Below are 13,532 nucleotides of genomic sequence, written 5' to 3'. Positions count from 1 at the left end.
CCTTTTTGCCAGGATCTTGTTATGCAAGCCGAAATCCTTCTTACCCTGAAACTTCAGCAAAAACTGTTTGCCGATCCCCGACGCATCTCTTTGCTCAAGCATATTGCACTTTCCGGTTCCATTAGTCAGGGCGCGAAAGACGCAGGCATCAGCTATAAGAGCGCCTGGGACGCCATCAATGAGATGAACCTCCTCAGCGAGCAGACGCTGGTCGAGCGTGCGACAGGCGGCAAAGGCGGCGGCGGTGCCGTGTTAACCCGCTACGGTCAGCGCCTGATCCAGCTTTATGATCTGCTGGCGCAGATTCAGCAAAAAGCCTTCGATGTCTTAAGCGACGATGACGCGCTGCCGCTCAACAGTCTGTTAGCGGCCATTTCGCGTTTTTCTCTACAAACCAGTGCGCGTAACCAGTGGTTTGGCACTATTACCGCCCGCGACCACGATCAGGTGCAGCAACATGTCGATGTGCTCCTGGCCGATGGTGAAACGCGACTGAAAGTGGCAATTACCGCCCAGAGCGGCGAGCGACTGGGGCTTGATGAAGGCAAAGAGGTCCTCGTACTGTTGAAAGCGCCGTGGGTGGGAATCACCCAAAACGACGCCATCGCCCAGGCGGCAGATAACCAACTCCAGGGCATTATCAATCATATTGAACGCGGCACAGAACAGTGTGAAGTATTAATGACGCTGCCGGACGGCCAGATACTGTGCGCCACCGTACCCGTGGATGATGCCGCCTCGCTGACCGAAGGCGCGAACGTTACAGCGTATTTCAATGCCGACAGAGTGATTCTCGCGACGTTGTGCTGAGTATCACCGCAGCGGTATCACGGCGGGAAGTTACCCGCCGTTATTTTTTCTTTGAAATTCATTACAAAATGAATAATCCCACCCGGCAAAAAACGACGCATCGTTGGCTATTTTTTGCTGGCGACAGGGGACATTAAAAAGCTCATCGTACCCGCAATACCCTCTTTTTATTGCGGAATACGGAGCAAAAAATGTCAGACTTACCGGAGTGGCAGACACTCGCCAACAAGGAGCTCAGCCGACGGGGAAAAACCGTCGAGTCGCTGGTCAAACAGACAGCGGAAGGCATTGCCATCAAACCGCTGTATACCGAAGCCGATCTCGATAAACTGGAAGTCACCGGCACCCTTCCCGGTCTGCCGCCTTACGTACGTGGACCACGCGCGACCATGTATACCGCGCAACCGTGGACCATCCGTCAGTACGCCGGTTTCTCTACCGCCAAAGAGTCTAACGCCTTCTATCGTCGCAACCTCGCCGCCGGACAAAAAGGCCTTTCTGTCGCTTTCGATCTCGCCACCCACCGTGGTTATGATTCCGATAATCCGCGCGTCGCGGGCGATGTCGGCAAGGCGGGCGTGGCTATCGATACCGTCGAAGACATGAAGGTACTGTTCGACCAGATCCCGTTGGATGAGATGTCGGTGTCGATGACCATGAACGGCGCAGTACTGCCGGTGATGGCGTTTTACATCGTCGCGGCAGAAGAACAAGGCGTGACGCCGCAACAGCTAACCGGAACCATTCAGAACGACATTCTGAAAGAGTACCTGTGCCGCAATACCTACATCTACCCGCCAACCTCCTCAATGCGAATTATCGCCGACATCATCGCCTGGTGTTCGGGCAACATGCCGCGTTTTAATACCATCAGCATCAGCGGCTATCATATGGCCGAAGCGGGTGCCAACTGCGTGCAGCAGGTCGCCTTTACCCTGGCCGATGGCATTGAATACATCAAAGCCGCCCTTTCTGCCGGATTGAAAATTGATGATTTCGCGCCCCGCCTTTCGTTCTTCTTTGGCATTGGCATGGATCTGTTTATGAACATCGCCATGCTGCGTGCGGCACGTTATCTGTGGAGCGAAGCGGTTAGCGGTTTTGGCGCAACCGATCCAAAATCCTTAGCACTTCGCACCCACTGCCAGACCTCCGGCTGGAGCCTGACTGAGCAGGATCCGTATAACAACGTGATCCGTACCACTATCGAAGCGCTGGGCGCCACGCTTGGCGGCACTCAGTCGCTCCACACCAACGCCTTTGACGAAGCACTCGGTCTGCCCACCGACTTTTCCGCCCGCATCGCGCGTAACACGCAGATAATTCTTCAGGAAGAGTCAGAAATCTGCCGCACCGTGGATCCGCTCGCCGGGTCATACTATGTGGAATCGTTGACCGACCAGGTAGTGAAACAGACGCGAGACATTATCAGGCAGATAGACGAAGCCGGCGGGATGGCAAAAGCTATCGAAGCCGGACTGCCGAAACGGATGATTGAAGAGTCCTCAGCCCGCGAACAGTCGCTGATCGACCAGGGTAAGCGCGTCATTGTCGGCGTCAACAAATACAAGCTGGAGAAAGAGGACGAAACGGCCGTACTGGAGATAGACAACATTAAGGTGCGCAACGAGCAGATCGCCTCGCTGGCACAGGTCCGCGCGACCCGCGATGATGCCGCCGTTAACGCCGCGCTGGCGGCATTAACCCACGCAGCACTGCATAATGAAAATCTGTTGGCTGCCGCCATTCATGCGGCGCGCGTACGCGCCACGCTGGGTGAGATCTCCGACGCGCTGGAAGCCGCCTTTGACCGTTATCTGGTGCCAAGCCAGTGCGTTACCGGGGTGATTGCGCAGAGCTACCATCAGTCCGAGAAATCCGCCTGCGAGTTCGACGCTATCGTTGCGCAGACAGAGCAGTTCCTCGAAGACAGTGGTCGCCGCCCCCGCATTTTGATCGCCAAAATGGGCCAGGATGGTCACGATCGCGGCGCGAAAGTGATCGCCAGCGCCTATTCCGATCTCGGATTCGATGTCGATCTCAGCCCGATGTTCTCCACCCCGGAAGAGATAGCCCGTCTGGCGGTAGAAAACGATGTCCACGTCGTCGGTGCCTCATCGCTGGCGGCCGGTCACAAGACGCTCATCCCTGAACTGGTTGCCGCGCTGAAAAAATGGGGGCGTGACGATATCTGCGTGGTCGCCGGTGGCGTGATTCCTCCCCAGGATTATGCCTTCCTGCAGGAGCGCGGCGTAGCGGCCATCTACGGCCCCGGCACGCCGATGCTGGACAGCGTACGCGACGTGCTGAGACGGATAAGCCAGCATCATGATTAACGACTCCACGCTGGCTGATACCGTACAGCGATTACGGCAAGGAGAACGAGCCACGCTCGCCCGGGCCATGACGCTGGTTGAAAGTCAGCATCCTCGTCATCAGGCGCAAAGCGCACAACTGCTGGATGCCATTATGCCTTTCACCGGCAACGCGCTGCGCCTGGGCATCACAGGCACGCCAGGCGCCGGGAAAAGCACGTTTCTGGAGGCTTTCGGCACGCGTCTCATCCGCGACGGACTGCGCGTGGCGGTGATTGCCGTCGATCCCAGCAGTCCTGTCAGCGGTGGCAGCATTCTTGGCGACAAAACGCGAATGACCGAACTGGCGCGATCGGATGCCGCCTTCATCCGCCCGGCCCCCTCCCGAGGTCATCTGGGCGGTGCCTGCCTGCATGCCCGGGAACTGGTGCTGTTGTGCGAAGCGGCGGGATTCGACGTTGTGATCATTGAAACGGTCGGTGTCGGACAATCGGAAACGGAAATCGCCAACATGGTGGACTGCTTTGTGTCGTTACAGATAGCCGGTGGCGGCGATGACCTGCAGGGCATAAAAAAAGGGATCATGGAAATGGCGGATTTGATTGTCATCAACAAGGATGACGGTGAAAACCACAACCGCGTCGCCATTGCCCGCCATATGTACGAGAGCGCACTGCATATTTTGCGCCATAAATATGCCGAGTGGCAGCCGCAGGTATTGAGCTGTAGCGCGCTGGAAAAACGCGGTATTGACGAGGTCTGGCAGGCCATCTGCGATTTCAGAACCCAATTAACCGCCAGCGGACGACTACAGCAGGTACGCCAGTTGCAGGAAATTAACTGGTTGCAAAAACAAACAGAAGCCGAGGCGCTGCGGCTCCTGTTCTCCCGTGACGACTTCGACCGCTACTACCACCTGACGCAGCAGGCCGTCAAAAACAACCGTCTCTCGTCACGCGCCGGTCTTCAGCGAATCCGCGAATACCTTCAGAATCATTACTTTGAAAAAGAGAAAAGCATGTCTTATCAATATGTTAACGTTGTCATCATCCGTAAAGTGGCCGTCATTGAGTTCAACTATGCCCGCAAGCTGAACGCCCTGAGCAAAGTCTTTATTGACGATCTCATGCTGGCGCTCAGCGATCTCAATCGCCCGGATATTCGCTGTATTATCCTGCGCGCACCTGCTGGCGCGAAGGTCTTCTCCGCCGGTCATGACATTCATGAGTTGCCCGCCGGACGGCGCGATCCGCTCTCTTATGACGATCCTCTGCGCCAGATCACCCGCATGATTCAGAAGTACCCCAAACCGGTTATCTCAATGGTCGAGGGCAGCGTCTGGGGAGGCGCATTTGAGATGATCATGAGCTCCGATCTGATCATCGCAGCCAGTACCTCCACATTCTCCATGACCCCGGTCAACCTTGGCGTTCCGTACAATCTGGTCGGTATCCACAACCTGACCCGCGATGCGGGTTTCCATATCGTTAAAGAACTGATCTTCACCGCCTCCCCTATTACCGCACAGCGCGCGCAGGCGGTCGGTATCCTCAACCACGTTGTCGCCGTCGAAGAGCTGGAGGATTTCACATTGCAGATGGCGCACCATATTTCGGAAAAAGCGCCGCTTGCCATCGCAGTGATTAAAGAAGAGCTTCGCGTGCTTGGTGAAGCGCATACCATGAATTCCGATGAGTTCGAACGTATTCAGGGAATGCGCCGTGCCGTTTACGACAGCGAAGATTACCAGGAAGGGATGAACGCGTTTATGAATAAACGTAAACCCAACTTTGTCGGTCACTGATACCGGGAAGGGACAAGATATGAAAGACCCCTGGTCACGGATGAGCGCCGATGAAGCGGCGCAGATTATCGAGCATAATGCGATGGTTGCTTTCAGCGGCTTTACCCCCGCTGGTTCTCCCAAAGCACTCCCTGCGGCTATCGCCCGCCGCGCCAGCGAACTCCATCAGGCGCAAAAACCGTTTCAGATAAGGCTGCTGACGGGGGCGTCGATTAGCGCTGCCGCTGATGATGTACTTTCAGAGGCTGACGCCATCTCATGGCGCGCGCCGTATCAGACGTCAGGCAGCCTACGGCAAAAAATCAATCAGGGCCAGGTACGCTTTGTGGACCTGCATCTGAGCGAAGTGGCGCAGATGGTGAACTATGGCTTCTTTGGTGATATTGACGTTGCGGTAATTGAAGCCTCGGCCATTACGCCTGACGGACGGGTCTGGCTTACCAGCGGGATCGGTAATGCGCCCACCTGGCTGCTGCGGGCGAAGAAAATCATTATTGAGCTGAACCACTACCACAACCCACGCGTCGCTGAACTGGCTGATATCGTCATTCCCGGCGCGCCGCCGCGTCGTAACAGCGTGCCCATTTATCATGCGATGGATCGCGTGGGTACCCGGTATGTGCAAATCGATCCCAACAAGATTGTGGCGGTGGTTGACACTGAACTGCCCGACAGCGGAAACGTACTGGATAACGCCAATCCTGTCTGCCAGCAAATCGCCGATAACGTCGTGACGTTTCTACTGGAAGAGATGGCGCGAGGGCGGATCCCGCCTGAGTTTCTGCCACTGCAAAGTGGGGTTGGCAATATCAATAATGCCGTGATGGCGCGACTTGGGGAGAACCCGGACATTCCGCCTTTCATGATGTATTCAGAGGTGTTACAGGAGTCCGTCGTCCATCTGCTTGAAACGGGAAAAATCACCGGCGCCAGTGCCTCCAGCCTGACGGTATCCGCCGATTCCTTGCTGAAGATTTACGACAACATGGACTTCTTCGCCAGTCGTATTGTGCTCCGCCCGCAGGAGATCTCCAACAATCCGGAGATTATCCGTCGTCTTGGGGTGATAGCCCTGAACGTGGGGCTGGAATTTGATATCTACGGTCACGCCAATTCGACACACGTGGCCGGTGTGAATCTGATGAACGGCATTGGCGGCAGCGGTGATTTTGAGCGCAACGCCTATCTGTCTATCTTTATGGCGCCGTCCATCGCCAAAGGCGGCAAGATTTCCACCATCGTCCCGATGTGCAGCCACGTTGACCACAGCGAGCACAGCGTGAAGGTGATCATCACCGAACAGGGGATCGCCGATCTTCGCGGGCTTTCACCGCTGCAGCGGGCGCACACGATCATCGACAACTGTGCGCATCCTCTCTACCAGGACTATCTGCACCGCTATCTCGAGAGTGCGCCTGGCGGGCATATTCACCACGATCTCAGCCACGTGTTCGATCTGCACCGCAATCTGCTTGAACGCGGTTCGATGCTCGGCTAATTCACCTCTGTGCCACGATCTTCCGCAATTTGCTGAAGTATCGTGGCGGTATAGCGGTGGTTTTTCAACGAGTACAGGTATTCCTGCATGTACATCGGACGACCAGGCGCATCGAAATACTTCAGTGTCGCCGGATTCACCAGACGCCACGCAAAGTGTGGGATCACGGTCAGAAACTGCCCGTGCTCCACCGCGCTGATTTTCGCCATAAAGCTGTACGGGCGGTAGATAATCGTCGGATTAATGCCGCATGGCCGCATATGAGCCTCCAGTATCGCCTCAAAATTGGCCCGATTCTGAAAACGCATTTGCAACCAGGGCAGTTCACGGAGCAGATCCTGCGGCTGTTTATCCTCGTAGCGACGGGAAACGAGAAACCCCAGACGCAGCGGCTTCAACTCACTGATGGTCAGATTATCCAGTTCCTGCACACGAGCCGAAACATACTGCGGCGAAATGATAAAATCGAGTTGGCGGCTAAACAGGTTATCAATGACTTCATTCTCGCTAAACTCGACAGACTTTACGGTCACGCCGTCGTACTTGTCGCCCAGGCTAATCAACTGATCGAAAATAATCGTCGGATAGGTGTTGTCGACGCCAATCACAATATTGCGCGAACCACGCACAGAGTGATGAATTTCATTATCGATAGCCGACAAGGACTGATAAATCGGAAACAGTTTCTGGTACAACTCCTGCCCGGCCTTGTTCAGGCTTATGCTGTTATCTTTGCGGGTAAACAACGTATAGCCAATCTGATCTTCCAGCGCTGAAATGCTTTTACCAAACGGCGAGGCCGTCATGTGTATTTTCTCAGCGGCTCTGGCGATATTATTGGTTTGCGCCAACAGGATGAAATTACGCATTTTTTTCGAGATAAAAATATCCACAAAACACTCCATCATTTATCGCCATGACATCTCTACTGGCTGCGAAAAAATACTGGATAACGCGTCGCCCTTTTTTGCAGTGGTTCACAAAATGGCGATAGCTCTGGCGTAATAGCAAGCATACGGCACAGATACCCACACCGAACGTTGAGGGCCGTTTTTACTCGCAGTCGCGCTAATCACATTGACATTCCATTGCGGAACACGTATCCCTGTCATTCATTGCTGCATAAAATGGGATACAAAATGTCATCGTTGCATATTTTGCAAGGCACGTTTCGTCTTAGCGATACAAAAACGCTTCGTCTGGATTCCGTGACATTAAACGCGGGTGAGAGCTGGGCGTTTGTGGGGTCGAATGGAAGCGGGAAATCGGCACTGGCGCGCGCGCTGGCCGGTGAGTTGCCGCTGCTCAAAGGCGAACGCCAGTGCGCCTTTTCGCGGATTACCCGTCTTTCTTTTGAGCAACTGCAGAAACTGGTCAGCGATGAATGGCAGCGTAATAACACCGATATGCTCAGTCCAGGCGAAGAGGATACCGGACGCACCACGATGGAGATCGTTCAGGACGAGGTGAAGGACCCGACCCGCTGCGCGACGCTAGCTCAGCAGTTTGGTATCACGCATCTGCTCGATCGCCGCTTTAAATATCTCTCTACCGGGGAAACGCGCAAAACGCTGCTCTGTCAGGCGCTGATGTCTGAGCCCGATTTATTGATTCTCGATGAGCCGTTTGACGGTCTGGATGTCGCCTCCCGCCAGCAGTTGGCAGTACTGCTTGAAACGCTGCACCAGTCCGGCATCACACTGGTGCTGGTGTTGAACCGCTTTGATGAAATCCCGTCGTTCGTTCAGTATGCCGGCGTACTGGTTGACTGCGCCTTAATGGAAACGGGATCGAAAACGGACTTACTCCAGCAGGCGCTGATCGCCCAACTTGCCCATAGCGAGCGACTGGAAGGGGTGGCGCTGCCTGAAGCCGACGAACCTGCCGCCCACCCTGTTCTGTCCGCCGATACGCCGCGGATCATCCTCAAGGATGGCGTCGTGTCGTACAACGACCGCCCTATTCTCGATCGTCTGAGCTGGCAGGTGGATCCCGGTGAGCACTGGCAGATTGTCGGCCCCAACGGCGCCGGAAAATCCACATTGCTCAGCCTGATAACCGGCGACCATCCGCAGGGATACAGCAACGATCTGACGCTATTTGGTCGTCGTCGCGGCAGCGGTGAAACCATCTGGGATATCAAAAAACACATCGGCTATGTCAGTAGCAGTCTGCATCTCGACTACCGGGTGAGTACCACCGTGCGCAATGTGATTCTGTCGGGCTATTTTGACTCTATCGGGATCTATCAGGCCGTGTCGGATCGTCAGCAGAAACTCGCGCAGCAGTGGCTGGATATTCTGGGACTCGACAAACGCACCGCCGACGCGCCGTTTCATAGTCTCTCCTGGGGACAACAACGACTGGCGCTGATCGCCCGGGCGCTGGTTAAGCACCCGACCCTGCTGATTCTGGACGAACCGTTACAGGGACTGGACCCGCTGAACCGCCAGCTCATCCGTCGTTTTGTCGACGTGTTAATTAGCGAGGGCGACACGCAGTTGCTGTTTGTCTCCCATCACGCTGAAGATGCGCCGGCCTGTATTACCCACCGTCTGGAGTTTGTACCAGAGGGCGAGACATATACCTATCTGCAAACGCCGTTGCGTTAGTTTTCATCCGTGGGCGCGAAAGCGCCCTTTTTTTTCGGATAAAAGGCGCAATCATTCTTAAAGTTTATGATTTATAATCGAATAATTGATGACTCAGCGAGAGAATTTGCGAGTGTAAACGATTCCACTATTTTATTCCATGTCACACTTTTCGCATCTTTGTTATGCTATGGTAATTCCATACCATAAGCTTAACGGAGCGAATTATGAGAGTTCTGGTCACCGGTGGTAGCGGTTACATAGGAAGCCATACTTGTGTACAGTTACTGAAAAACGGTCATGACGTCATCATCCTTGATAACCTCTGTAACAGTAAGCGCAGCGTACTGCCAGTTATTGAACGTCTGAGCGGCAAACATCCGACGTTTGTCGAAGGCGATATCCGCAACGAAGCGCTGATAACCGAAATTCTGCACGATCACGCGGTTGACACCGTCATCCATTTTGCCGGGCTGAAGGCCGTCGGCGAATCGGTCGCAAAACCGCTGGAATACTATGACAACAACGTCAACGGCACACTGCGACTGATTAGCGCCATGCGCGCCGCCGGCGTCAAAAACGTCATTTTCAGCTCATCGGCAACCGTCTACGGCGACCAGCCGAAAATCCCTTACGTCGAAAGCTTCCCGACCGGTACGCCGCAAAGCCCTTATGGCAAAAGCAAATTGATGGTCGAGCAGATCCTCACCGATCTGCAAAAAGCCCAGCCGGAGTGGAGCATCGCGCTGCTGCGCTATTTCAACCCGGTCGGCGCGCATCCATCAGGTGACATGGGCGAAGACCCGCAGGGCATCCCGAATAACCTGATGCCGTACATCGCGCAGGTGGCGGTGGGCCGTCGCGACTCCCTCGCCATTTTTGGCAACGACTACCCAACCGAAGACGGCACCGGCGTACGCGATTACATCCATGTGATGGATCTCGCTGACGGTCACGTTGCCGCGATGGAAAAACTGGCAGGCATTCAGGGCGTCCATATTTACAACCTCGGCGCGGGTGTCGGCAGCAGCGTGCTGGACGTGGTCAACGCCTTCAGCAAAGCCTGCGGTAAACCGGTTAACTACCATTTTGCGCCGCGTCGCGATGGCGACCTGCCTGCCTACTGGGCGGATGCCAGCAAAGCTGACCGCGAACTGGACTGGCGCGTGACGCGCACGCTTGATGAGATGGCACAGGACACCTGGCACTGGCAGTCGCGTCATCCGCAGGGATACGAGGATTAAGAAACCACCATGAGTCAATTTAACCCCGTCGATCATCCGCATCGTCGTTTTAATCTGCTCACCGGGCAGTGGATTCTGGTCTCGCCGCATCGTGCTAAACGCCCCTGGCAGGGGGCGCAAGAAACGCCCTCTAACGACGTGCTGCCGGCACACGATCCGGACTGCTTCCTGTGTGCGGGCAATACCCGCGTCACTGGCGATAAGAACCCGGATTACAGTGGGACGTTCGTCTTCACCAACGACTTCGCGGCGTTAATGACCGACACCCCCGACGCGCCGGACAGTCACGACCCGCTGATGCGCTGCCAGAGCGCGCGCGGCACCAGTCGCGTCATTTGCTTCTCGCCTGATCACAGTAAAACGCTGCCGGAGCTAAGCGTTCCCGCCCTGACTGAAATTGTGAAAACCTGGCAAGAGCAAACCGCAGACCTCGGGAAACGCTATCCCTGGGTGCAGGTCTTTGAAAACAAAGGCGCGGCGATGGGCTGCTCTAACCCCCATCCCCACGGACAGATTTGGGCCAACAGTTTCTTACCAAACGAAGCTGAACGCGAAGATCGTCTGCAAAAAGCCTGGCTGGCTGAGCAGGGGTCGCCGATGCTGGTCGACTACGTGCAGCGTGAACTGGCTGACGGCAGCCGTACGGTAGTGGAAACCGATCACTGGCTGGCTGTTGTGCCCTACTGGGCGGCATGGCCGTTCGAAACGCTGTTGCTGCCGAAAGCGCATGTACTACGCATCACCGATTTGACCGACGAACAGCGCGCAGACCTGGCGCTGGCGTTGAAAAAACTGACCAGCCGTTATGACAATCTCTTCCAGTGCTCTTTCCCGTATTCGATGGGCTGGCACGGCGCGCCGTTTAACGGCGAAGAGAATGACCACTGGCAGTTGCACGCGCACTTTTATCCGCCGCTGCTGCGCTCTGCAACCGTCCGTAAATTTATGGTCGGTTACGAAATGCTGGCAGAGACCCAGCGCGATCTCACAGCGGAACAAGCGGCAGAACGTCTGCGCGCGGTCAGCGACATCCATTTTCGCGAATCCGGAGTATAAAAATGAGTCTGAAAGAGAAAACACAATCTCTGTTTGCAGAAATTTTCGGCTACCCTGCGACCCACACCATTCAGGCACCAGGCCGCGTCAACCTTATCGGTGAGCATACCGATTATAACGACGGCTTTGTGCTGCCCTGCGCCATTGATTATCAAACCGTGATCAGTTGCGCCGCCCGCAACGACCGCCTGATCCGCGTCATTGCTGCCGATTACGATAATCAGACTGACGAGTTCTCCCTCGATGCCCCCATCGTGACTCACGACAGCCAGCAATGGGCAAACTATGTGCGCGGCGTGGTAAAACACCTGTTAAAACGCGACAGCAGCTTTGGCGGCGCGGACCTGGTGATCAGCGGTAATGTTCCACAGGGCGCGGGACTGAGCTCTTCCGCCTCGCTGGAAGTGGCGGTCGGCACCGTGTTCCAGCAGCTTTATCATCTGCCGCTGGACGGTGCGCAGATTGCGCTTAACGGTCAGGAAGCGGAAAACCAGTTTGTCGGTTGTAACTGCGGAATTATGGATCAGCTCATCTCCGCGCTGGGTAAGAAAGATCATGCCCTGCTGATCGACTGTCGGACGCTCGGCACCAAAGCGGTTTCAATGCCAGAAGGCGTGGCGATTGTTATCATCAACAGCAACTTTAAGCGCACGCTGGTCGGCAGCGAGTACAACACGCGCCGTCAGCAGTGCGAAACGGGCGCTCGTTTCTTCCAGCAACCGGCATTGCGTGATGTCAGTCTCGAAGCCTTTAACGCCGTGGCGAATGAACTGGACCCACTGGTTGCCAAACGCGTCCGTCACGTGTTAACTGAGAATGCGCGAACGGTGGAAGCCGCCAGCGCGCTGGAAAAAGGCGATCTACACCGCATGGGGCAACTGATGGCTGAATCGCACGCCTCAATGCGTGATGATTTCGAAATCACCGTGCCGCAGATTGATACGCTGGTTGACATCGTCAAAGCCACCATTGGTGACAAAGGCGGCGTACGCATGACCGGAGGCGGATTTGGCGGCTGCATCGTCGCACTGATGCCGGAAGCACTGGTCCCAACCGTTCAGCAAGCCGTCGCCGCGCAGTACGAAGCCAAAACCGGCATCAAAGAAACGTTCTATGTATGCAAACCATCACAAGGAGCAGGACAGTGCTGAATGAAACTCCCGCACTGGCACCCGATGGTCAGCCGTATCGCCTGTTAACCCTGCGCAATAGCGCGGGGATGGTGGTCACGCTGATGGACTGGGGTGCTACGTTACTCTCGGCCCGCATTCCCCTTTCCGACGGCTGCGTGCGTGAAGCGCTGCTGGGCTGTGCCAGTCCGGAGCATTATCAGAACCAGGCGGCGTTTCTGGGCGCCTCAATTGGTCGTTACGCCAACCGCATCGCCGACAGTCGCTATGTCCTCAATGGGGAAACGGTGACCCTGCAACCAAGCCAGGGCGTCAACCAGTTGCACGGTGGACCGGACGGATTTGATAAACGCCGCTGGCAAATCGTTAACCATAACGAGCGTCAGGTTCTGTTTGCGATAAGCTCAGACGATGGCGATCAGGGCTTTCCGGGCAACCTTTGCGCCACGGTGCAGTATCGTCTGACCGATGACAACCGCATCTCCATTACCTATCGCGCGACGGTGGATAAGCCGTGTCCGGTGAATCTGACCAACCATGTCTACTTCAACCTTGATGGCGATCAGACCGATGTGCGCAACCATACGCTGCAGCTTCTGGCGGATGAGTATCTGCCGGTGGATGAAGGCGGGATCCCACGCGACGGTCTGAAACCGGTCGCCGGAACTTCATTTGATTTTCGCACCGCGAAGGCCATCGCCAGCGAATTCCTTACCGATGACGACCAGCGCAAAGTGAAGGGTTACGATCACGCCTTCCTGTTGCAGGCAAAAGGCGACAGTAAAAAGCCGGTTGCCCTGCTCTCTTCTGAGGACGGGAAGTTGCAGATGGAGGTTTACACCTCGGCTCCGGCGCTGCAATTTTACTCGGGTAACTTTCTCGGCGGCACCTCTTCGCGTGGACCGCACGCCTACGGCGATTATCAGGGCCTGGCACTGGAGAGTGAATTCCTGCCGGACAGCCCGAACCATCCGGAATGGCCGCAACCAGACTGCGTTCTGCGTCCCGGCGAAGAGTACACCAGCCTGACGGAATATCGCTTTATTCCTGTTTGACGTAACATGTAACATGCCCGATGGCGCAA

The 13,532-nt window shown here is 55.7% G+C and carries 10 protein-coding genes and 1 pseudogene; 10 read left to right on the top strand and 1 reads right to left on the bottom strand.

The features are described from left to right. Positions 1 to 21: 21 nt before the first annotated feature. The 5 genes and pseudogenes from modE to F384_RS03450 all read left to right on the top strand — a co-directional run bounded on the left by modE (position 22) and on the right by F384_RS03450 (position 6,427). A complete protein-coding gene (gene modE / locus F384_RS03465) occupies positions 22 to 810 on the top strand; it encodes a molybdenum-dependent transcriptional regulator (protein ID WP_046477625.1) in 789 nt (262 codons plus the stop codon). A 191-nt stretch (positions 811 to 1,001) separates the two neighbouring features. After that, entirely contained in the window at positions 1,002 to 3,146 is a 2,145-nt protein-coding gene (scpA, locus tag F384_RS03460) for a methylmalonyl-CoA mutase (protein ID WP_046477623.1), read from the top strand. Then, positions 3,139 to 4,131: pseudogene (gene meaB, locus F384_RS03455) on the top strand (methylmalonyl Co-A mutase-associated GTPase MeaB); the annotation flags it as partial. The gene scpA and the pseudogene meaB, both read left to right, overlap by 8 nt. Before the next feature lie 12 nt (positions 4,132 to 4,143). Beyond that, positions 4,144 to 4,929: a methylmalonyl-CoA decarboxylase gene (gene scpB / locus F384_RS28430; protein WP_080950047.1), complete on the top strand. Its 786-nt coding sequence runs from the start codon at positions 4,144 to 4,146 to the stop codon at positions 4,927 to 4,929. Between the two features lie 19 nt (positions 4,930 to 4,948). Next, positions 4,949 to 6,427 carry an acetyl-CoA hydrolase/transferase family protein gene (locus F384_RS03450; RefSeq protein ID WP_046477621.1) on the top strand — a complete coding sequence of 493 codons (1,479 nt, stop codon included), beginning with the start codon at positions 4,949 to 4,951 and terminating at the stop codon, positions 6,425 to 6,427. Here the strand turns inward: F384_RS03450 and srsR are convergent. Next, positions 6,424 to 7,320 (bottom strand): LysR family transcriptional regulator SrsR, encoded by an 897-nt coding sequence (gene srsR / locus F384_RS03445; protein WP_046497687.1) that lies wholly within the window; start codon positions 7,318 to 7,320, stop codon positions 6,424 to 6,426. The two genes, F384_RS03450 and srsR, sit on opposite strands and share 4 nt — an antisense overlap. 246 nt (positions 7,321 to 7,566) lie before the next feature. Here srsR and modF point away from each other — a divergent pair, with 246 nt between their 5' ends. From modF to galM, 5 genes are all read left to right on the top strand, one after another. Further along, entirely contained in the window at positions 7,567 to 9,039 is a 1,473-nt protein-coding gene (gene modF / locus F384_RS03440) for a molybdate ABC transporter ATP-binding protein ModF (RefSeq protein ID WP_046477620.1), read from the top strand. A gap of 206 nt (positions 9,040 to 9,245) precedes the next feature. Beyond that, a complete protein-coding gene (gene galE, locus F384_RS03435; protein ID WP_046477619.1) occupies positions 9,246 to 10,262 on the top strand; it encodes a UDP-glucose 4-epimerase GalE in 1,017 nt (338 codons plus the stop codon). 9 nt (positions 10,263 to 10,271) lie between these two features. Continuing rightward, the gene (gene galT, locus F384_RS03430; RefSeq protein WP_046477618.1) at positions 10,272 to 11,318 is read left to right on the top strand and encodes a galactose-1-phosphate uridylyltransferase; all 1,047 of its coding nucleotides are present in this window, start codon (positions 10,272 to 10,274) and stop codon (positions 11,316 to 11,318) included. 2 nt (positions 11,319 to 11,320) lie between these two features. After that, on the top strand, positions 11,321 to 12,469 hold the full coding sequence (gene galK / locus F384_RS03425; RefSeq protein ID WP_046477617.1) for a galactokinase: 1,149 nt from the start codon (positions 11,321 to 11,323) through the stop codon (positions 12,467 to 12,469). After that, entirely contained in the window at positions 12,463 to 13,503 is a 1,041-nt protein-coding gene (gene galM / locus F384_RS03420; protein WP_046477615.1) for a galactose-1-epimerase, read from the top strand. The genes galK and galM overlap by 7 nt, the downstream gene beginning before the upstream one ends. The last annotated feature ends 29 nt before the right edge of the window (positions 13,504 to 13,532 follow it).

The sequence above is a fragment of the Citrobacter amalonaticus Y19 genome (assembly GCF_000981805.1).
GTDB lineage: Bacteria > Pseudomonadota > Gammaproteobacteria > Enterobacterales > Enterobacteriaceae > Citrobacter_A > Citrobacter_A amalonaticus_C.
This window is presented reverse-complemented; position numbering and strand designations above follow the sequence as displayed.

Coding starts and splice junctions, on each gene's coding strand:
- modF (WP_046477620.1), top strand. CDS start 7,567: ATGTCATCGTTGCATATTTTGCAAGGCACGTTTCGTCTTAGCGATACA.
- galK (WP_046477617.1), top strand. CDS start 11,321: ATGAGTCTGAAAGAGAAAACACAATCTCTGTTTGCAGAAATTTTCGGC.
- scpB (WP_080950047.1), top strand. CDS start 4,144: ATGTCTTATCAATATGTTAACGTTGTCATCATCCGTAAAGTGGCCGTC.
- scpA (WP_046477623.1), top strand. CDS start 1,002: ATGTCAGACTTACCGGAGTGGCAGACACTCGCCAACAAGGAGCTCAGC.
- F384_RS03450 (WP_046477621.1), top strand. CDS start 4,949: ATGAAAGACCCCTGGTCACGGATGAGCGCCGATGAAGCGGCGCAGATT.
- galE (WP_046477619.1), top strand. CDS start 9,246: ATGAGAGTTCTGGTCACCGGTGGTAGCGGTTACATAGGAAGCCATACT.
- galT (WP_046477618.1), top strand. CDS start 10,272: ATGAGTCAATTTAACCCCGTCGATCATCCGCATCGTCGTTTTAATCTG.
- modE (WP_046477625.1), top strand. CDS start 22: ATGCAAGCCGAAATCCTTCTTACCCTGAAACTTCAGCAAAAACTGTTT.